Here is a 19,022-nt window from a genome sequence, read left to right as displayed (position 1 = left end):
CTATAATACACATTTTAATACCATTAAATTATTGAAGGGGGTCGATTCTATGAAGATTGAACGTCTAAGTGAAAATCAGATAAGATGCACACTCAACAAAGCCGATCTCACCGAAAAGCAGCTCAAGATCTCCGAGCTTGCCTATGGCACACCGAAGGCAAAAGAGCTCTTCAAGGATATGATGCAGCAGGCATCTGTAGAATTAGGCTTTGAGGCTGACGACACTCCACTTATGATCGAAGCCATACCGGTATCACCAGATTGTCTCATACTCATTGTGACAAAGGTTGAAGATCCGGAAGAACTGGATACCCGCTTTTCCAGATTCTCAAAGACCAGCGAATATGATATTGATGACGATGACGAATACATGGATGATGATGACATAGATGACGATCTTGACGACAACGATGAGTCCAGGGATAACAACGGAACCATCGCAAGACTTGAGATCAGTGGATCCGGTTCCGTTCCACAGGGCGTAAGAGAGGCACTTGAGGGCATTTTCAACACCATATCCGGACTTGCCGGAACCGCAGGAGATTTTGCCGCTGCGGCAAATGGCAGCAATACATCATCTGATGACAGCACCACAGGCACTGCCGCCAGTACAACAGGCAGCACAAAGGAATCAGGTTCAGCAAGGGAGAGCATGTGCTCACTGTACATCTTTGACTCACTTGCAACCATCATAAGTGCAGCAAAACAGGTTGCTTCTTTCTACTTCAGCGAGAACTGCCTGTACAAGAATCCTTCCAACGGAAGATATTATCTGGTTCTCACGAACAGCAATAACACAAGCCAGGAATTTGTGAGAGTCTGCAATATCCTTGCAGAATACGGAACAGCACAGAAGCTCACATATGCCATGCCGGCACATTTCAAGGAGCACTTCACCGCTATTATGCCGGAGGAAGCACTTCAGACACTGTCAGCATTATAAGTAATAGCCAGAGATTCCGGCGCAGCAAAAAAGACGTACCGCACAAGCGATACGTCTTTTTGTTTTATATGTCAATATCATCATTCTCGATAACTGCTTTTGGATTGGTGTAGAAGAGCTCCGTCATGTAATCCTCTCCATACTTTCGCTCTATGTACTCAGCACACTCCCTGAGGTATGGTGCTTTATCCTCTGAATCCAATGCATCACTTGCCACAAAGTGAACAAGCTCTCCCTTGAGAAGCTTTCTCGAAAAATTCTTGATGTCATGTCCAAGATCTCCAACCACAGCCGATGCACTTATCTGTACATATGCACCAAACTGAATGAGCTCCTCGACCTTGTCCTCGTCTTCCTCAAGACATTCATACTGTTCTACATTGGCAACTATCGGTATATATCCGTCCATATTGATGTCTCTTATAGCTTCAGATATCGTCTCAAAATCCACATCGTAAGGGAATCTGATCATAACATACTTGCTGTCTGCCATGGAATCCAACTGACCAGATATGATCTTCTGGTGGTTCTCATCGTTATACTCTATCTCTCTTCCAAGATAGACTCTGTAATCCGGATCTATCTTCCCAGCTTCAACGTTGAGCTGTTCCACAAGTCTGTCCAGTTTGTCTCCATCCATTATCGGATTCTTCTTGTTGTATGGCGGGGTGGCAACTATCGTCCTTATTCCCTCATCATACGCTATTCTGAGCATCTCTGCCGCTTCCCGGAAATTATCCGGTCCATCCTCTGTTCCCGGTAAAATATGACAATTAATATCTATCAGTCCAAATATTCCCTGCCCGGGAGGATTTGTTCCGTCTGTCTTCATATATCTCTCCATCCTTTATAGTACACCTGGTTACTTTGGCAAGTATACTACTCAGCCTCCTTTTTTGCAAGATAATCATTGATCTCCTGCTCAAGCTCCTCTGCATCAAGTCCGTGAACGGCTGCTGCCTCCTCAAGACTCTCTCCTGCTGCTGCAAGGCATCCTATGCAATGCATACCTGCTGCCATCAGTATTGCTGCATTTCCTGCATCAACTGCAAGAATGTCATTTATAAGCATGTCTTTACTTATCTTTACCATTATTTATATCCTCCTTAGATTGCGCTCTTACTCAGCATTCACATTATATTATACCCAATTTTAAATGTCTATCCCTTTTATTGTTACTTATTGATAAAACCCGTTGTTGATAAATATTATTATCACTTGCTAATTAATGAGTTTTGTTTTACAATAAGCGTGTGATTATTTTTACTTTATAAGGAGGAAACAATTATGGCATTCGTTATTGGCGATTCATGTATCGGTTGTGGTTCATGTGCTGGTGCTTGTCCAGTAGGTGCTATCAGCGATAATGGCGGCGTATTTGTTATCGATGGTTCACAGTGTATCTCATGTGGTGCTTGTGCTGGTTCTTGTCCAGTAGGAACAATCGCAGAGGAGTAATCTACATGATCCGTAACATTCGGATCCATGCTAAGTAACTTATACTACAACTATTATAAAGAAAACGGAGCGGTAACTCGCTCCGTTTTCTTTTTATCTTTATTCCTCAACATAAGTGTAGGATTCATTGTGCCACTGGAGCATCATATCCGTATACTCATCTCTTGACACAACTATCTCCTTGTCCTCGACAGGATCATAATATCTTATATCTGCCTCATTATAGCTCACTATGAGAACATATCTGCCATCGCTTATCCTCGATATTACCGGTATTCCCGAACTCACATAACCGAGGAGCATATCCAGCGAAAGACCTGTAACATCTATGCCCTGTCTCTTTCCAAGAGAGTTAAGAGCCTCGACAGGATCTGTATACTGTGCTATATCATCCTCTGTCACCTGTACTCCCTGATACGTCAGAACCATGTACAGACAGTCGCCGAGTGACGCATCCACACTTCGTGTACTGCGATGGAATATTCCAGAGGCAATGGTGTTGTATTCCTGGCTCTCAGCCTGCCTGTATATTACCTCGCCTTCGCTTGACACCACTATACCTGATACAGACACTGCATAATTTATCGCATCACCCGCCACGTCATATATCTTTGAAAGTCCAAGATTGTCGTACACATGATAGGTCACCTTATCACGCACTACTGTCATTATCATACTTGCAGCATCAGGATCTATCTTTTCCTTTGTTATGTTCAGCGCCGGTATATAGCTCAGATACATATTTGACGGGACCGTAAAATACAGCCTGTCATATCCGGTTATGGATGACAGATGGGTAGTTCCTATCGTCTCCTTTGTATCGTCCTCCTTGAAGGTTATGAAATCATCGTCCACAGACTTGAATCCACTGTCGGATTTCTCTCCTCTTGTCAGATACAGCAGATTCGTATCCACATCAACCTGCATCAGATAATACCCGCTCTTTGCGTATTCCTTTATCTGCTCGCCATCGCTGTTTACTATATACAATCTGGATGCAGGTATGTTATCTCTGGACTCCTCGCTGTACCTCGTACCAACAAACGACTCGGCATCCACATCAACCTGCGCATCAGATATGCTTGACACTCCGTATACCATATCTGAGTCCTTAAAGCCATAGCATATCAGACATTCCCCTGCTCCGGCGGTTATCTCATAACTCTTTCCGGTATGCATATTCATCAGAGTCAGCTTTGTATTGCTGCTCTGGTCCTCGCTCTCTCCATACGCCATAACTTCCATGTTCACCGACACCTTGACATCGCTGGCTGACAGTCCCTCCGCAATATAAGACTGCTGTCTCGTCTTCATGTCCACGGCGTTCACCTTTCCGCCGAGCATGTAATAAAACTTATCTCCGTCGTAATATGTCAGTCTGGAGGTCTCGCTCTTCATAGCCTCATAAGGCACATTGCACTCGACGAACAGAAGCTCGTCCACCTCCAGAGTCGTATAATCAAATGTATACAGCGCAACTCCGAGCTTTCCCTCATGATCTCCGCTGTTCATATATCCATACACCGCAAATGTCATATTTCCATCTTTGTCAAAGCTTATGATGTTCATGTCATGGTCGGCGTAAGTGTTTGAATCATTTGCATGGTCATCCATTCCTGATCCGTACACCAGAGTTATCTGTCCATCGCCGTAGTCATACATCCAGAGCTGTCCATTTCTCACAAATGCGATCTTCTTGTTATCCTCTGTGTAGCGGTATTCCAGATCATCCGATGACACGATACCTATCTCATACACATTGTTTATGGCATCTATGCCGTCTTTGTCAAAATACTCGTCCACATATCTGTCATAGCTGAGCATGGTGATCTTCGGCTCAGTCTCCGTAACAGTATCTGCATCCTGTTCATCCGAATAGGCCTCATCATACGAAGCTGTTTCGTCAAAATATATTCCATCAGTGCCGGCTCCGTCCGCCTCATCAGTCTGGCTGGCAACAGGCACATCCTTGTAGCTGATCTTATAGAACTCCTTAACTGTATAATAGCTCATGACATCCTGCGATGTGATGGACATGGCTTTATATTCCATCTCGATCACCGCATAGTTGACATCTATCTCCTTTATATATGTGTTTACATCGCTTATAACCGTAGGCTTAAGTCCATCCCAGAGGAGATCCGAGTATGCATTTGCAAGATTCACATGTCCCAGTCCGTAGGAATCTCCCGTTCCGCCGCCCGTGTATTCCTGCTTGTAGGTTCCTATGACAGATTCCGACTCCAGCTTGTCAAATGCAAATGTCGCATCGTGGAAATCCTTTGCGGCATTCAGCAGTTGAGACTCATGATAATTGTCATTTACGACCACTCTGGTATAGTATGAAGCACTCCTGCCATCACCGCTCTTAAGCTTGACAACCAGCATATACTCCATATCCTGCTTGAGATCCATTCTCGCACTTATATCAAGCACATCGTAGCCATCAGTTCCCGAGGCCGCCTCCAGATCACCCTTCTCTATAAGGGAATCTCCGGATATCGACCTGATCTCATACGAATACGACGCATCCTTAAATGCATCATTCTCCACCATTATCTCAAGATTCTTATTCTCATCTATCGGCGTCACAGAGTCCCTGAGAAGTGTGAGGTCGACCTCCCCTGTATAACCATGCATACAATTGAGAAGCGAATCGCCATAGCACACATAAGCTAATGGCAACTCTGCATCCTTCATCTCCGCAGCCAGATTCTTGTAACTTCTATTCTGAAATATATTGACCAAATATATTGTGACCACAAATATTGCTACCATCACAAGTATTCTTACAAGTACATTTATTTTCTTCTTCACTTAATAAAACCTTCTTCTACGTCTTCTATGCCTGTCGCGTCTCATACAGAATTCATTGCACACAAGCAGTTCGATTATATTTCTCATAACACAATTGGCGCATCCGGGTCCCTCTGGAACATATGGCGGTTCCTCGTACGAAGCTTCACCTGCCGAAGCCATTCCTGCATAACAATCCTCCGATATCTGCCCACTTTCGCTCAGATCATCGTACACCCTTCGCGCAACACGGCGCATCTCTTCTCTGTCAGGATATTGAACAAGCATCGGACTGCCCTCATACTCGAGCTTGTCACACTCCTCCTCCACGGCCATACTGACCTTTCGGAGTTCTTCCGGGTACATCTCCTTCATGTACTCAATATCCCTCATCATTTCATCTGTCCCATCATCACAGTCAGGAAGCATGATTCCTGTCGAACTCATACTGTATCCACCAGTCTCACCCATACCGGGTATCACAGGTGTCTTGATATTATAGACATTTCCATCCCTTATAAGCCCCCTGAGGTTTTCATCGTCCGGGCTGTAAGGAATATACTTAAATTCTTCACTCATACAAATCTCCCTATCTGCATTGTTGTGTGTCTATTACATAGATATGCAGATGGGGAGAATGTGTGAATATCTCTGTTACTTTTTTCAGAGCTTACTTTATCTGTCTCCGAATGAGATGCCAAGTGTTCTTGCCTCGCTGATGATGTCGTCATCAGGAGATACGTATTTGAGCTTTCCTGCACTCTCTGAGAGTGGGATAGCTGTAACCTTGTTGTCAAGGAATACAACAAGCTTTCCAAAATCCTTTGCCTTTATGAGCTCTGCTGCCTTTGCTCCAAATCTTGATGATATGACTCTGTCATATGCATCCGGACTTCCACCTCTCTGGGTATGTCCAGGTATTGCTATTCTTATATCCTGTGTTGTGTACGCCTTGAGCTTATCAGCCAGCTCATACGCAACTGATGGATATGGATTGTTGGCTATCGCTTCTTTTCTCTTCTTCTTTGGAAGCTCTGCGATCTCCTTCGGAATAGCACCTTCGGCAACTGCAACTATCGTGAAGCCCTTGTTGTCCTTTGTTCTCTTGTCTATAGCCTTATATACCTTATCGATATCGTATGGGATCTCCGGGAGCAGGATCACATCTGCGCCACCGGCGATTCCGGCGTGGAGAGTTATCCAGCCAACCTTGTGGCCCATAATCTCAACGATAAAGATTCTGTTATGCGATGCAGCGGTTGTGTGGATACAGTCTATTGTCTGGGTCGCTATATCAACAGCACTCTGGAAACCAAATGTCATGTCAGTTCCCCACAGATCATTGTCTATGGTCTTTGGCAGACCGATGACATTGAGTCCCTCCTCACTGAGGAGATTTGCGGTCTTCTGTGAACCATTTCCACCTAAAACGCACAGGCAATCCAGCTTCAGCTTCTTATAGGTATCCTTCATGGACTTTACCTTGTCCAGACCATCCTCAGTTGGCTCTCCCATGAGCTTGAATGGCTGTCTTGAACTGCCGAGGATCGTTCCACCCTTGTTGATAATACCTGAGAAATCAGCCGGCTTCATCTTGATATAGTTGCCTCTTATGAGTCCCTTGTAACCCTCAAGGAATCCATAGATCTCAACCTCGTCAAACAATTCATACAAACCCTTTGCGATTCCGCGCATAGTTGCATTTAATGCCTGACAGTCACCACCACTAGTCAAAAAACCTACTCTTAACATACTCTGCACCTCTTTCTTTTATTTTTCTTATGTACACAGACTGTCTGTATACATTATAAGTATACTCTTCCCTCAAGAGCCCTCAGAAGCGTAACCTCATCTATACACTCCAGATCTCCGCCTACAGGCACACCGCTTGCTATACGGCTGACCTTGATACCAGCCGGCTTCACAAGCTTTGATATATACATCGCAGTCGCCTCACCCTCCGGGCCTGAACCTGTAGCGATTATGAGCTCATCCACATCTTCATTCTGAAGCCTTCTCATGAGCTCGGATATCCTGATATCCGCTGGGCCGATACCCAGGGCAGGATTTATAACTCCGTGGAGCACATGGTAAACACCATCAAACTGTCCTGTTCTCTCATATGCCGCCAGATCCCTCGGGGTCTCCACCACCATTATCACCTTGTGATTCCTGTTTGGTGAACTGCATATAGGACATACCTCCCTGTCAGTTATCGTGTAGCAACAACTGCAGTATTTTATGTTCTTCTTTGCATTCACAATGGCATCGGATAACGCCAGCGCCCTCTCCTCAGGCATACTGATTATGTGAAACGCCAGTCTCTGAGCCGTCTTGGAGCCTATTCCCGGGAGTCTTCCCAGCTCTTCTATAAGTCTGTTTACTTCTCCTCCATAAACTTCCATTAGAACGGCAATCCTCCAAGTCCCATTCCACCTGAGATCTTGCCCATACTGCTATTGTAGTCATCCTCCTGTGCTCTCAGTGCCTCGTTCACAGCCGATATGATAAGATCCTCAAGTGTCTCTATATCATCAGGATCAACAACCTCAGGATCAAGCTTGATCTCCATGAGTTCCTTCTTACCTGACACCTTTGCAGTGACAACTCCTCCACCTACAGATGACTCATACACCTTATCCTCAAGTGTCTTAGTTGTCTCCTCCATCTGCTTCTGCATCTTCTGTGCCTGCTTCATAAGATTGTTCATATTACCAGGCATCATACCTCCTGGGAAACCGCCTCTCTTAGCCATTACAATAGTCCTCCTTATTCTGATTAAATAATTTATAATATGATATCATCATTTCTTATCTATTGGAAAGTTGATCTTGTTCAGGTTCAGTATATTCTCCGTCTCAAGCCTTCCATTATCACTGTGGGAATTCCTTGTACAAAGTATCTCAAATTCAATCTCTCTTCCAAGATATTCCTCGATCACACTCTTCACATGCTCCACATTCTCAGGCTTGTCAAAGTATAACTTCGGCATATCGTCATCCGTCAGCGGGATCATGAGCAGAAGTCTTCTGTGATCATCGGACAGTATGAGCTTCGTCCTTATGGCCGGATCAGCATCATTTCTCTTGAGATATCTTCTCGCAGGAACCGACAGCTTCTCCAGTATATCATTCCAGTTCTCCGCAGCTCTCTGCAGATCCTCGAACTCTGCCTTTGGAAGCTCCATTGCCAGCTTGTCCTGATATTCCTTCATGCCCTTCTGATCTATCACATCGTCAGCCGGGCTTACGGGGGCAGCACTTTGAACCGGCGCAGCCTGTATGCCATTTGCCTCAAGGTCATCAAGCTTCTTCTCAAGCATCCTTACCCTCTCAATCAGACTTGTGGTATCAACCTCCATCTGTGGTCTGCACAGCTTTATGACAGCCATCTCAAGCACTATCCTCTTCTGTGAGGAATACTTGATGCTGGCGGCTGTATCCGAGAACACGTTTATATATCTTACTATGGTGCTCTCCTCCATATGACCGGATATCTCTCTTATGCGTTCCAAATTCTCCTTGGTCATATCCAATCTGTCGCCCTCCGCCGAGGACAGCTTGACAACGAGTATGTTCCTGAGAAACCATGTAAATTCATTTACGAAACGGCCAAGCTCACGTCCCTGCCACACAACTTCGTCAACCACATCTATTGCATGTTCAACATCAGATTCCAGCACGCACTCCAGAAGTCTTGCAAATGTATCTATGTCCACAGCTCCTATGGTCTCAAGCACATTATCATATGTAAGCTTCTGTCCGAGATTGAATGCAACGCACTGATCCAGAATAGATAAGGCATCTCTCATGGAACCATCGCCGGATTTTGCGATATAATCTATCGCCTTCTTATCCGCATCAAGTCCCTCCCTGTCCATAAGCTCCTCCAGTCGATCCGAGATGACATCCACCGGGATACGTCTGAAGTCGTACTTCTGACACCTTGACGATATGGTTATAGGTATCTTGTGGGACTCCGTGGTAGCCAGTATGAATATTACATATGATGGCGGCTCCTCGAGAGTCTTTAACAGAGCGTTGAACGCTCCCGGAGACAACATATGAACCTCATCTATGATGTATACCTTATACTTGCCCTCAGTAGGAGGATATGCTACCTCCTCCCTTATCTGCCTTATATTGTCAACACCATTGTTGGAGGCCGCATCTATCTCAATGACATTAAGCGATGATCCATCCGATATGGCTCTGCAGCTTGCACATTCATTACATGGGCTTCCGTCCACCGGATGCTCGCAGTTACATGCCTTGGCAAATATCTTGGCGATCGAAGTCTTACCTGTTCCTCTCGTACCGCAAAATAAAAAGGCATGACCAAGTCTATCATTCTTAATCTGGTTTCTAAGAGTGGTAACTATATGATCCTGCCCCTTTACCTCATCAAAAGTATCAGGTCTCCATTTTCTATATAAAGCTACATACGACATCACCAATACCTACCTTTGTATCATAAAACTCACACAGACTATTATATCTGAATTTACATTTTATATCAATCAGATAAGCAATATTTGAATATGGTATTGCCTGGTGCCTATACACAGAACATCTCTGTCCGCAAGCTGCCAGCTCCTGCCCGCCGGAAGCCTGATCCCATTTATGACAGTTCCATTTGTGGAATCAAGATCTTCGACATAGATCTTCTCTGCATCCTCGTATATCCTTATGTGCCTTCTACTGACGCTGATATCCTCTATAACCTGATCCGCCTGTCGTCTGTCCCGCCCCAATACAACTCCCTCCGGCGTCACCGGGAATTCAGTAGCCACAATGCCTCCGTCTTCGATCAGTCTCACAGACAGTCTCTGCTCCTGTGCGGACTCTCTGCCATCGAGATTATGCTGTGTAAGCAGGGTTGTACAGTCATCCTCCGAGCCAAGCACCGTGGTATCGCCAGGTATTTCGTCAGCCAGACTTACATGTTCCAATGCATCAACATTCTGTTTTTTAGGTCTTCTGTTTTCATCTTCCTCCGCATATCGCAGCTCTGAGCACTCCACGCCCTCCTGTCCCCGCCGTTCATCCTCAGCAGCAGACAGCTTCCTCTTCATCTCCACATAGACAAATAACTCCACGGACAGCACGATGAGTGCCAGCATTATAAATCTCACATCCGCCGCATGCCCCTGTATATAAAATTGAACAGCCGCTATTCCCGTAAATGCCACCACAGTAAATCCTATGAGTATGAAAAATATCCTATCATATTTGTTTTTCTCCATTGTCGGTATCGTCAACGCCGCCGCACTGCTTTGATCCGTTCCGAACACCTCATCCATCAAAAGCTCCTGCTCACGGGCCGCAGCCAAAGATTCCACATTTCTTTTTCTATTGCCGGAGCAGCATTTTTCCTGCTCACGGGCAGAAACCTCATCCACATATTTCTGCATCCGCTCCATGTCATAATTTGCCGACACCACCATGTCATATATCTCATACATAAAATCCACAAGCTCAGTGTCCCTGTGATCTACCCTCTTTATGATCTTCTCCACAAGATTCTTTATTCCCATTCTGACATCCGTTCCCTGTCCCGGCACATACACGTATCTGAAACTCTTCTCTGCATCCGAGTAAAATATCTTGTCGGATTCTATCAGAAGATTGTCCGGCTCAAGCATGTATTCTCCCGTCTCCATGACCACACTGCACAACGATCTTATGAGAGCAACAGCCTGCTCCATGGACATTATCCCCCTGTCAGATATATCGTCCAGGCTCTTCATGCCATTTATTTTGCAGTATATGAACATATCTCCGTTGATGGCCCTGAATTCCGGCTGTATTATTCCCTCGACAAAATTATTGTACAGCATGTCCGTCTCATAGGAATTTATGGCCGCTGCACTGACCTCCACCACAAAAAAAGTGTTAATTCCCTCTACCTGGCAATAACTTACCATATTCCTGCCACCTCCTAAGTTCATTTCCTACATCCCTTATCTCCTGTCTGGCCGCAGTCTTTCTGTCACATCTGCCGTCATCTATCAATATCTGTATCCCCGGAAATGACTCTCTGTAAGTTATCTCCGCAACCAGATTCTTCCCATTCATGGCCATTTCCGCATTCACACCATCGGCACATATCACGGTCTCGGATACATTTGTGGACATCGCTTTCTCTGCACTGTCCGTATCCCCCTCACCACTCTCATTGATCCTGTATTCCTCTCGGTTGTACAGTACCAGATATGCCTCCCCCGATGCCGCCGCATGGTTAAACGCTATAAACAACATGTTCATCACCACAAACACGGCACACACAAGTATCGGTGTTATCAGGCACATCTCCAGAACTATAGATCCATTGTCATCCATATATCTGACTCCTCCTGTCTTTTCTTCTCTTCTCCTATCTTTTCCCGCACTCAGAGCACTGAGGAAGTCCCCCGCACTCTGACTTTTTCTTTCTGTATATCGTCCGCTTCAAGCCGGAGCAGCCCAGCGAATAGTGATATTTGTCTCCCTGTTCAGTGACATAAATCACACCATTGCTTTTATATCTTCCACAGATCCTGCACACCGAAAGCCCGGAATATCTGTCATCCAGAACCTCCCCACTCACGCTTCTCACAGATATCCTGATATGGTAACAGCTCCGCGAGTTGTGGTACACCGAACCATTCTCAGCCACATACACATACTCATCATCATCGTCATCATCCTGCGACCTGTCATATCCCAGGTACGCCCTCTGTCTTATCCTGTCCACGCACCCCACGGTGGATCCTCCGGCAAATGGCAGATTGATCTTCAGCATATATCTGACCTTGAGGCACACAAATCCGTCATCCGACAGCTCTGCATTTATCACCTTAACCCCGGACATTCCGCCGTCGACATATGTGTTCACCGTGCCTTTGTCATCTATGTACTCCCTGATCTTCCTGTTCGCCAACACGAGCGACACACCATCTGCCATACCTTCAGCATACGGCCCCATGTCCGCGCCCTTTTCGGCTAGCTCATACGCATAGCTGTATTCCGCAAGATACGCAGCCGTCTCATGTAAGCCCTCATATATCACAGTCCGTGTCCGTATACATCCGGCCATGGCAAACACAGTCAGCATGGCAAATATAAACACTGGCAGCACCAGCGATGCCTCCACACTGGCACTACCACGGTCACATCCCAAAGGAGCTGTCTTATATATTCTCCTGCCATACCTGATCCGAACAAAATCTATAGTAATATGCGCTTGGAGAGGCGATTTATCTTTCATATATTTACTTTTCAACATACAACAAGAGAACATATAACACCCCCCTTCAGGATATTTTCATATCTCAATAACTCACACACTGCCTGAAGCTGTACCTGTACAGTCCGTCATCTATCTTCGATACGCCCTCGTGATCTTCTATAAACGATGCAAATTTCCTGTCCTGACTGACCTCAACATCAAATGTCAGAGAATACATCATATTCTTCATCTCAAACGACTCATCCGTCTGTCTGAAATTAAGCTGTATAAGATCCGCCATCCTGTAATACATGCCTCCTTTATTCTCTATCAGAAGTATCGCCAGATAATCCCTGTAGCTCACAGCATCCACGCCTTCATAGTCCACGGAATCCAGATTCATCAGCTTGTCAAGATTGTTGATGTCCGTCACCCAGTATTCGTCTGTCTTCATAAACTGAACGCTTTTGCCGTCAAGCAGCAGCCTTATATCAACAATTGTCTCAGCATAAGCCCAGCATCCGAGCAGCAGATATTTCGCCGCCCCATAGGTGACCCCCGGCACAAGAGCCAGCACCGCAGCTATGGATGACACTTCGGCCATCTTTGCGCTGTCTGAGAGCAGATATGCCAGATTGAGCGGCAGTCTGTGAAGCACTATCCTGTTCACGACCCCCTGCAGATTGTCATGGTCATTATCCTTTCCGGCGATAATGTATTCCACCTCACACTCAAATGGTCTGTCCTGTTTCCTGTCAGTAAATGTATTGAAATTCGCCAGTGCATACCCGACACCATATATGTCATCCACTATTCCGGTCTGTGATCTCTCTCCATCCAACATGAGCTGCCTCTGGAATTTATCCAGATCGTCAAATTCTATGTCCTCCCACTGTCTCGTATCCTCCGCCTGTCCGTCTGACGGAAAGCCATCCAGATCGTATGCCTGATCTGACACCACCCGCCCGGATGGCGTGACAACATTCAGAAGTCCACCTGTCAGGATGCTTTTCAGCGCTTTTCTAGGATCCGTACCGCTCCAACTGCTCTCATCCTGATTCGACTCATTCTTACCATTTTCCACAGCTCCAGAAGCATCCTCCATGGCCTTATCCCCGGATGTTATCATCTCAAGAATGTCTTCTATTCCCTTCTCCTCCATGTACACCTTCATATGGTCGGTTATCTGCAGCTTCATATTCTCGCAGTCATTCTCCAGAAGTCCCCTGCACTCTGCCAGCGCCACATCTTCAACGCTCATATTGTCGCCCTGACCATTTTCCAGAGTATATTCCAGATAATCCTGCGCCATCTGCTCAAGCTTTCCCTCACCGTGTCCGCCAAATGTGCTGTCGACTGCCAGCAGATGATACTCCTCAAACAACTCCTTGTCGTACGCCGCCTTCACATCACAGGCTGCGCCCTCGGCCGCCATTGCGGCCTTGGCACTGCCCATTCTTATCCGCGCCATCTCAAGCACGGAGAGCCCCAGAAGCAGCATGGAGATCAGGATTATACTCAGAAAAACCGTTACATGTCCCTGATTTCTCATACAGCTCCCCCTTAATATATCTTCTTTGCACTCTTGTTGATCGAGTTCCATATGTTGTTCACCAGAGAAGTTATCTGCTGCTTGAATATGACGCACATCGCGATCAAGACCACCATTATAAGGATTATTTCGACCACTCCCATACCTGACTCATCTTCCATAAAATCTTCCCATCTCTTCATACATTTTTCCTCCTTAAAACTTATTATCTTAAAAATTTATTATTGCGGGCAGCATGACTATTACCATGACCACTCCCAGCAGAACCACCATCGGAAGAAGCAGCTTTGTCCCGGCTTCCTCCCCCTTTCTCTTCGCCATCTCCTTTCTGGTCTGCATTGCGTTCTGCTCCTCGCCCGCCATCATGATCAATATATCTCTCGTGCCTTTCTTCACATTCTGTGACAAAAGCGACATGAGCTTTATATACACCGGCAGATTTATCCTGTGCCCCATGTTGTAGTAAGCCTCACTCTCGGATACTCCTGCCTGGATCTCATTTAGCGTATAAATCAGTTCCCTGGTCAGGACACTCCCGCCCTGATCCGTACCGGCACAATCTTCCCTGCCACTCTTCACTATCCTTGCAAATGCACCTCTGACCGTGACTCCTGCTCCAAGATAGAGCGTCAGCTTATCCACAAACTCCGGGTACTCCGACATGAGCTCGTCGGATCTCTTTTTTTCCATTCCCCGGATCTTCGACCTGTTTCCACCCCATATACAAATGGCTGCGAAACCACCGAGAAACAGTATCATAAGACCGCTTCCGCCTCCCGAGGTGGGCCTGACCGCATATCCGTTTATCTGCTCCGGCAGCGCCACCTCGCTCGAATCTCCACTTCCCGCCTGTATCTCCCTGATGCCTTCCCTTATATCCTTCAGAGCCTTTTTCCTGCCTGTCTCTTCCCTTCCGCACACGCGTATCTGATATGTTCTCTCCGCGCTCAGCTCCCTGTATGTAAGAACAGCCGTGATGGACACTATTCTGTCTTCTCCCTCCGCTATATCGCCGATACGTCCATCGGACGACACCAGCTCGTTGTCCTCGCTTATCCACTGCACATCGAGTCCGAGCGCATCCAGGTGATCCACAAGCTCCAGATCATATATCACTTCGTCGGGGGATTCATTTTCCCCAAGATACAGGTCTTCAATCTCACCAAATCCCTGCTCAAACACAGCTTCCATATCGTCAGGATCATATTCCAGCGGCATGACATCCACATCAAAATCAGTCTTTTCTCCATCTATGTCAGTCTCCAGAGTGACGGTGGACACATCCCCTCCGTACCCATCTCTGGTGAGCACCACCTGATGAGGCGCAAATGCTTCCTTTGCCACAAGGATCACCGCAAGAATACATGTCACCAAAAGCGCCAGCAGAATCTTCGCAATAATGTCTGTGTACATCTCCGCACATTTATCCCTCGCCGCGGCATCCGTACATATGTATACCCTCTTTATCTTCGTGAGCATCTTGTCATTGTCCATATGCGGTTCTATCCAGCCGTATATTTTTCCCGCAGCCCTTTTCAGCATATCCATCATCCTTTCACATATGTATATCTGTGATCTTTCTGCCCCATATCACCGTCGCCGCCGTGATCACCAGACACGCACTCATGGCAGCTATCCCCAGAGCATTGCCATACAGCGCATCCATATATCCAGGATTACACACCCTCAGATACAGAATGATGACAAATGGCATGGCAGACATGATATTCTGCTCCAGCCGTTTTGACGTTATCATCGTGTCTATCTCTTCCTCCACTTCCAGACGCCTGTCAATATTTTCAACCATCTTCTTCATCATCCTGATGAGATTTCCCCCGGAGCCCTTTGCAACTGCGACCACATGAGCAAATTCCTTCACATCCTGAAGTCCTGACCTGTCCGCCATATCCCTCAAAAGACTTTCAACATCAGAGCTCATCTCAAGGCCGTTTATTATGAGCAGCATTTCCTGTCTGATATAAGATTTCCCCTGATACATTCCGTCCAGCTCGTGACAAGCTGGAACAAACGCTTTTTCCAATGAATATCCCGCCGCCATATTTGCGGACAGGGACAGCAGCATTTCCTTAAATTCATTATTAAGTTTATTCTTTCTCTGCCGGCATTTACCATCGGCAATTTTCCTGAGAAATACCAGAATCCCCGGCGTGAACACCAGGCACGGTATAAGACTGTCAAAGAAGAGCACCGACACCATCACCGCTATGACTGAATACACAGCGATACCGGTTACGATTTCCCTGACACTTAGTTTATAAGAATCATAATCTATACCCTGTCTCAGCACACATCCCTCCTTGAATCACTGCTCTCATTAACGCTTATAAATCCAGCCGCCACGAGCTTTGATGTGTTGTGAAGATCATTTATCTTTCTAAGCATTCCTTCCACTCGCCCCCTGTCCTTTCCCATATTGCTCTCATGAAATTCATACAATTTATTCATGACAAATTCACCTCCTTCCAGTCCTGTGACCTCGCTTATCTCTATACATCTTCGGGATCTGTCCCTCAGTCTTCCAAGCTGGACAACTATGTCCACCGCCGACGCTATCTGCTGCCTTATCGCCAGAACAGGCATATCCGCACCCATCAGAACCATGGTCTCAAGCCTCGTCAGCATGTCCCGGGCAGAGTTTGCATGTCCTGTTGACAGGCTTCCATCGTGTCCTGTGTTCATGGCAGTAAGCATATCTATCGCCGCCGCATCCCTGACCTCACCCACTATTATCCGTGAAGGTCTCATTCTGAGGCTCGTCTTGATAAGATCCCTTATGCTCACCGCATTTTCGCCCTCGACATTTGCACTTCTCGCCTCAAGGCTCACCAGATTGTCGATGCCCGCAAGCTGAAGCTCCGCCGAATCCTCTATCGTGACAATTCTCTCATCCGCCGGTATATACCCTGACAGGGCATTCAGAAATGTCGTCTTGCCCGCGCCGGTTCCTCCCGAGATGATTATGTTGTAGCCCGCCACGACCAGATTCTTCAGGAAATCAGCAACCTCCATGGTGACTGATCCGATCTCCACCAGCTTGTCCATGGTCATCTTGTCCTTCGGAAACTTTCTTATGGTCATCACGCTGCCGCTCAGGCTCACCGGCGGCAGCACCACATTCACTCTCGAACCATCCTTAAGCCTTGCATCCACTATCGGCGATGCCTCATTTACTATCCTGTTGCACTCCGCTACGATGCTCTGGATTATGGTCTTGAGCCGTTCCTCGCTCTCAAATGCCTTGTCATACCTGTACATCCTTCCTGCCCGCTCGACAAATATATTGCTGCAGCCATTTATCATTATCTCAGTCACCGCTTCATCGTCGAGAAGCTCTGACAATATATCAAGCCTCCTCAGACTGTTGAACAGTTCCTTCTTCAGCGCAAGCTTATCCCTCACGCTCAGCACATTCCCGGACTCAGATTCGAGAATACACCTGTCGATCATATCGCTGACCTGCTCATCTCCTATGTCACCCGACATATCTATACTCTGCATGACCTTGCTTCGTATCAACTGTCTGTCATCCTGTTTCATCTTCTGCTTCCTATTTCACTTTCTATAAATCTCAGCATCTCCGCACTTCCCGGAACCGCCAGCGGCACGTTCAACCTGTGCAGCCTCCGAGCAATCTTGCCGAGCTCCCTTCTCTCCAGAACCCTCTCGAACATCCCAAGCTTGTCCTGGGACAATTCATCCTTAAGCTCAGGAACCATTATCTCGTCAAATGCCCCAAGTATCGCCAGATCCTTGAGAACCGCCTGTCCCATATCAAACACAACCGTTGTATATCTGCCCCATCTGCGGAACTCGTCTATGAGCCACACCATATCCTCCGTGTCCAGCTCCAGTGCATCTATGTACGATCCCAGATATCCAAGCACGCTGTATTCCTCAAGCTCCACGATATTTTGCTCCATATATCCGGTCAGATCCGGTGACCTCTGTTTCACCAGATATATCACATTCGCCAGAACGTCCTCATGGTCGTGAAATGCACTGTACTCCTCCATGCCCACATACAGGCCGCCCCGCACCTCATCATTCATGCACAGGCTGACCGCAAGGTTTGTCTTACCACACCTCCCTATGGGTGATATAACTGCATACGACCTGAACAGCTTTCTTCTGCGGTCCGTATCGTCTATATTCATATATCTGAGGATCTCTGAAGAAATGTTCCGTACCCTGGAATATTTGAATATCCTGTTATGGCTGATCTCTTCTGATCCATCGACTCTATCCCTCGTCATAAATATCATCCGGCAGGCCACCGGCACTTTGCTCTCATCCAGAGGAATATTCTCATCCATCAGCAGAACATCCAGAGTCTTAGTCTCAAGATACCCATACAGTTCTCCCTCCGATGAAAATGCAAGCGCAAACAGCGGATTGTCCCTGTCCGAATTGATATGGTTCATAAGACTTATCATGTAAGCCCTGTCACCATCTAGTATTCCAATCTTGTACTGCTGAATTTTGTCACCTCCACTCTGTAGTGCACACGTAATACATGACTCCGCCCATTATGGCAGCAGAGAAATGTACCCTGGACTTCATCAGATTCCTATAAAATTGTTTTGTTGAAATTTCTTTACGATTCGTAACTGACATTAAAACTTCTTTTAAAAGAAAAAATAAAGATATAACTCCTCCGGCCAAAAAGGAGTAAACAATCACCCGGATCACATCGGTTCCTACAAATGTGCCAGCCGTCGCCAGCAGCTTGATATCACCTGCCCCCAAGGCTTTTTTGTGAAATAATACAAACAAGATCACCACAGGAATAACACAGCCTGCCACACTGCTCAGAAGTCCATCACACGGTCCTCTGACAACTGCCGACATCAGGAATCCCTGTATCATGCCAACTGCGATAAGCCTGTTCGGAATCCTCCAGTCTCTGAAGTCCGATACCACCGCCATGCTCACAGTTGCGATCAATGGTATTACATAATATATGATCTCTGTCCTCCCTTCTCTCTGAGTTGTAAGCACACCTTACACCCTCTCTCAGCCTTTGTAAAGGGGGGATTTCATAAA

Annotated in this window: 20 protein-coding genes; 2 read left to right on the top strand and 18 right to left on the bottom strand. The window is 46.4% G+C overall.

Annotated elements, in window-relative coordinates:
- Positions 1–49 precede the first annotated feature (49 nt).
- The gene (locus DWW60_RS08875; RefSeq protein WP_015534279.1) at positions 50–943 is read left to right on the top strand and encodes an adaptor protein MecA; all 894 of its coding nucleotides are present in this window, start codon (positions 50–52) and stop codon (positions 941–943) included.
- 64 nt (positions 944–1,007) lie between these two features.
- Here DWW60_RS08875 and DWW60_RS08870 read toward each other — a convergent pair whose 3' ends face one another.
- Together DWW60_RS08870 and DWW60_RS08865 are read right to left on the bottom strand one after the other, a co-directional pair.
- Positions 1,008–1,787: a CpsB/CapC family capsule biosynthesis tyrosine phosphatase gene (locus DWW60_RS08870; RefSeq protein WP_015534280.1), complete on the bottom strand. Its 780-nt coding sequence runs from the start codon at positions 1,785–1,787 to the stop codon at positions 1,008–1,010.
- 35 nt (positions 1,788–1,822) lie between these two features.
- Positions 1,823–2,035, bottom strand: coding sequence for a DUF1858 domain-containing protein (locus DWW60_RS08865; RefSeq protein ID WP_015534281.1), 213 nt, complete (start codon positions 2,033–2,035; stop codon positions 1,823–1,825).
- A gap of 195 nt (positions 2,036–2,230) precedes the next feature.
- On the opposite strand from DWW60_RS08865, the gene DWW60_RS08860 reads away from it, so the two are divergent.
- Positions 2,231–2,401 (top strand): DUF362 domain-containing protein, encoded by a 171-nt coding sequence (locus tag DWW60_RS08860; RefSeq protein ID WP_015534282.1) that lies wholly within the window; start codon positions 2,231–2,233, stop codon positions 2,399–2,401.
- A gap of 99 nt (positions 2,402–2,500) precedes the next feature.
- On the opposite strand, the gene DWW60_RS08855 is transcribed toward DWW60_RS08860, so the two are convergent.
- From DWW60_RS08855 to DWW60_RS08780, 16 genes are all read right to left on the bottom strand, one after another.
- The gene (locus DWW60_RS08855) at positions 2,501–5,218 is read right to left on the bottom strand and encodes a hypothetical protein (protein WP_055280321.1); all 2,718 of its coding nucleotides are present in this window, start codon (positions 5,216–5,218) and stop codon (positions 2,501–2,503) included.
- Positions 5,219–5,776 carry a hypothetical protein gene (locus tag DWW60_RS08850; protein ID WP_015534283.1) on the bottom strand — a complete coding sequence of 186 codons (558 nt, stop codon included), beginning with the start codon at positions 5,774–5,776 and terminating at the stop codon, positions 5,219–5,221.
- Between the two features lie 96 nt (positions 5,777–5,872).
- Positions 5,873–6,949, bottom strand: coding sequence for a 6-phosphofructokinase (locus tag DWW60_RS08845; RefSeq protein WP_015534284.1), 1,077 nt, complete (start codon positions 6,947–6,949; stop codon positions 5,873–5,875).
- 53 nt (positions 6,950–7,002) lie between these two features.
- Positions 7,003–7,602: a recombination mediator RecR gene (gene recR / locus DWW60_RS08840; protein WP_022217523.1), complete on the bottom strand. Its 600-nt coding sequence runs from the start codon at positions 7,600–7,602 to the stop codon at positions 7,003–7,005.
- Positions 7,602–7,952: a YbaB/EbfC family nucleoid-associated protein gene (locus tag DWW60_RS08835; protein ID WP_015534286.1), complete on the bottom strand. Its 351-nt coding sequence runs from the start codon at positions 7,950–7,952 to the stop codon at positions 7,602–7,604. The genes recR and DWW60_RS08835 overlap by 1 nt, the downstream gene beginning before the upstream one ends.
- Before the next feature lie 48 nt (positions 7,953–8,000).
- Entirely contained in the window at positions 8,001–9,647 is a 1,647-nt protein-coding gene (gene dnaX / locus DWW60_RS08830; RefSeq protein WP_117875087.1) for a DNA polymerase III subunit gamma/tau, read from the bottom strand.
- Between the two features lie 69 nt (positions 9,648–9,716).
- Positions 9,717–11,123: a DUF6382 domain-containing protein gene (locus DWW60_RS08825; RefSeq protein ID WP_055222453.1), complete on the bottom strand. Its 1,407-nt coding sequence runs from the start codon at positions 11,121–11,123 to the stop codon at positions 9,717–9,719.
- Positions 11,092–11,538: a hypothetical protein gene (locus tag DWW60_RS08820; RefSeq protein WP_015534289.1), complete on the bottom strand. Its 447-nt coding sequence runs from the start codon at positions 11,536–11,538 to the stop codon at positions 11,092–11,094. Before DWW60_RS08820 ends, DWW60_RS08825 begins: the two co-directional genes overlap by 32 nt.
- Positions 11,539–11,572: 34 nt before the next feature.
- The gene (locus tag DWW60_RS08815; protein WP_147341854.1) at positions 11,573–12,445 is read right to left on the bottom strand and encodes a TadE/TadG family type IV pilus assembly protein; all 873 of its coding nucleotides are present in this window, start codon (positions 12,443–12,445) and stop codon (positions 11,573–11,575) included.
- Between the two features lie 64 nt (positions 12,446–12,509).
- Positions 12,510–13,958, bottom strand: a complete 1,449-nt coding sequence (locus DWW60_RS08810) for a DUF5702 domain-containing protein (RefSeq protein WP_015534290.1) — start codon at positions 13,956–13,958, stop codon at positions 12,510–12,512.
- 11 nt (positions 13,959–13,969) lie between these two features.
- Positions 13,970–14,140 carry a Flp1 family type IVb pilin gene (locus tag DWW60_RS08805; RefSeq protein WP_015534291.1) on the bottom strand — a complete coding sequence of 57 codons (171 nt, stop codon included), beginning with the start codon at positions 14,138–14,140 and terminating at the stop codon, positions 13,970–13,972.
- A gap of 28 nt (positions 14,141–14,168) precedes the next feature.
- On the bottom strand, positions 14,169–15,500 hold the full coding sequence (locus DWW60_RS08800; RefSeq protein WP_117875083.1) for an immunoglobulin-like domain-containing protein: 1,332 nt from the start codon (positions 15,498–15,500) through the stop codon (positions 14,169–14,171).
- Between the two features lie 13 nt (positions 15,501–15,513).
- A complete protein-coding gene (locus DWW60_RS08795; RefSeq protein ID WP_055271948.1) occupies positions 15,514–16,266 on the bottom strand; it encodes a type II secretion system F family protein in 753 nt (250 codons plus the stop codon).
- Positions 16,260–17,516, bottom strand: a complete 1,257-nt coding sequence (locus DWW60_RS08790) for a CpaF family protein (RefSeq protein WP_117875081.1) — start codon at positions 17,514–17,516, stop codon at positions 16,260–16,262. Before DWW60_RS08790 ends, DWW60_RS08795 begins: the two co-directional genes overlap by 7 nt.
- Positions 17,513–18,457 carry a hypothetical protein gene (locus DWW60_RS08785; protein WP_330410625.1) on the bottom strand — a complete coding sequence of 315 codons (945 nt, stop codon included), beginning with the start codon at positions 18,455–18,457 and terminating at the stop codon, positions 17,513–17,515. Before DWW60_RS08785 ends, DWW60_RS08790 begins: the two co-directional genes overlap by 4 nt.
- Before the next feature lie 4 nt (positions 18,458–18,461).
- On the bottom strand, positions 18,462–18,977 hold the full coding sequence (locus DWW60_RS08780; RefSeq protein WP_022217516.1) for an A24 family peptidase: 516 nt from the start codon (positions 18,975–18,977) through the stop codon (positions 18,462–18,464).
- Positions 18,978–19,022: the final 45 nt, after the last annotated feature.

Source organism: Coprococcus sp. AF16-22 (genome assembly GCF_003461545.1).
GTDB lineage: Bacteria > Bacillota > Clostridia > Lachnospirales > Lachnospiraceae > Coprococcus > Coprococcus aceti.
The sequence above is the reverse complement of the archived record's forward strand: the minus strand, read 5'-3'. Positions and strand labels throughout refer to the sequence as shown.

Excerpts from the sequence above, each read along its gene's own strand:
- DWW60_RS08875 (WP_015534279.1), top strand. The coding sequence starts at position 50 with ATGAAGATTGAACGTCTAAGTGAAAATCAGATAAGATGCACACTCAAC.
- DWW60_RS08870 (WP_015534280.1), bottom strand. The coding sequence starts at position 1,787 with ATGGAGAGATATATGAAGACAGACGGAACAAATCCTCCCGGGCAGGGA.
- DWW60_RS08865 (WP_015534281.1), bottom strand. The coding sequence starts at position 2,035 with ATGGTAAAGATAAGTAAAGACATGCTTATAAATGACATTCTTGCAGTT.
- DWW60_RS08860 (WP_015534282.1), top strand. The coding sequence starts at position 2,231 with ATGGCATTCGTTATTGGCGATTCATGTATCGGTTGTGGTTCATGTGCT.
- DWW60_RS08850 (WP_015534283.1), bottom strand. The coding sequence starts at position 5,776 with ATGAGTGAAGAATTTAAGTATATTCCTTACAGCCCGGACGATGAAAAC.
- DWW60_RS08845 (WP_015534284.1), bottom strand. The coding sequence starts at position 6,949 with ATGTTAAGAGTAGGTTTTTTGACTAGTGGTGGTGACTGTCAGGCATTA.
- recR (WP_022217523.1), bottom strand. The coding sequence starts at position 7,602 with ATGGAAGTTTATGGAGGAGAAGTAAACAGACTTATAGAAGAGCTGGGA.
- DWW60_RS08835 (WP_015534286.1), bottom strand. The coding sequence starts at position 7,952 with ATGGCTAAGAGAGGCGGTTTCCCAGGAGGTATGATGCCTGGTAATATG.
- dnaX (WP_117875087.1), bottom strand. The coding sequence starts at position 9,647 with ATGTCGTATGTAGCTTTATATAGAAAATGGAGACCTGATACTTTTGAT.
- DWW60_RS08825 (WP_055222453.1), bottom strand. The coding sequence starts at position 11,123 with ATGGTAAGTTATTGCCAGGTAGAGGGAATTAACACTTTTTTTGTGGTG.
- DWW60_RS08820 (WP_015534289.1), bottom strand. The coding sequence starts at position 11,538 with ATGGATGACAATGGATCTATAGTTCTGGAGATGTGCCTGATAACACCG.
- DWW60_RS08815 (WP_147341854.1), bottom strand. The coding sequence starts at position 12,445 with ATGAAAGATAAATCGCCTCTCCAAGCGCATATTACTATAGATTTTGTT.
- DWW60_RS08810 (WP_015534290.1), bottom strand. The coding sequence starts at position 13,958 with ATGAGAAATCAGGGACATGTAACGGTTTTTCTGAGTATAATCCTGATC.
- DWW60_RS08805 (WP_015534291.1), bottom strand. The coding sequence starts at position 14,140 with ATGAAGAGATGGGAAGATTTTATGGAAGATGAGTCAGGTATGGGAGTG.
- DWW60_RS08800 (WP_117875083.1), bottom strand. The coding sequence starts at position 15,500 with ATGCTGAAAAGGGCTGCGGGAAAAATATACGGCTGGATAGAACCGCAT.
- DWW60_RS08790 (WP_117875081.1), bottom strand. The coding sequence starts at position 17,516 with ATGAAACAGGATGACAGACAGTTGATACGAAGCAAGGTCATGCAGAGT.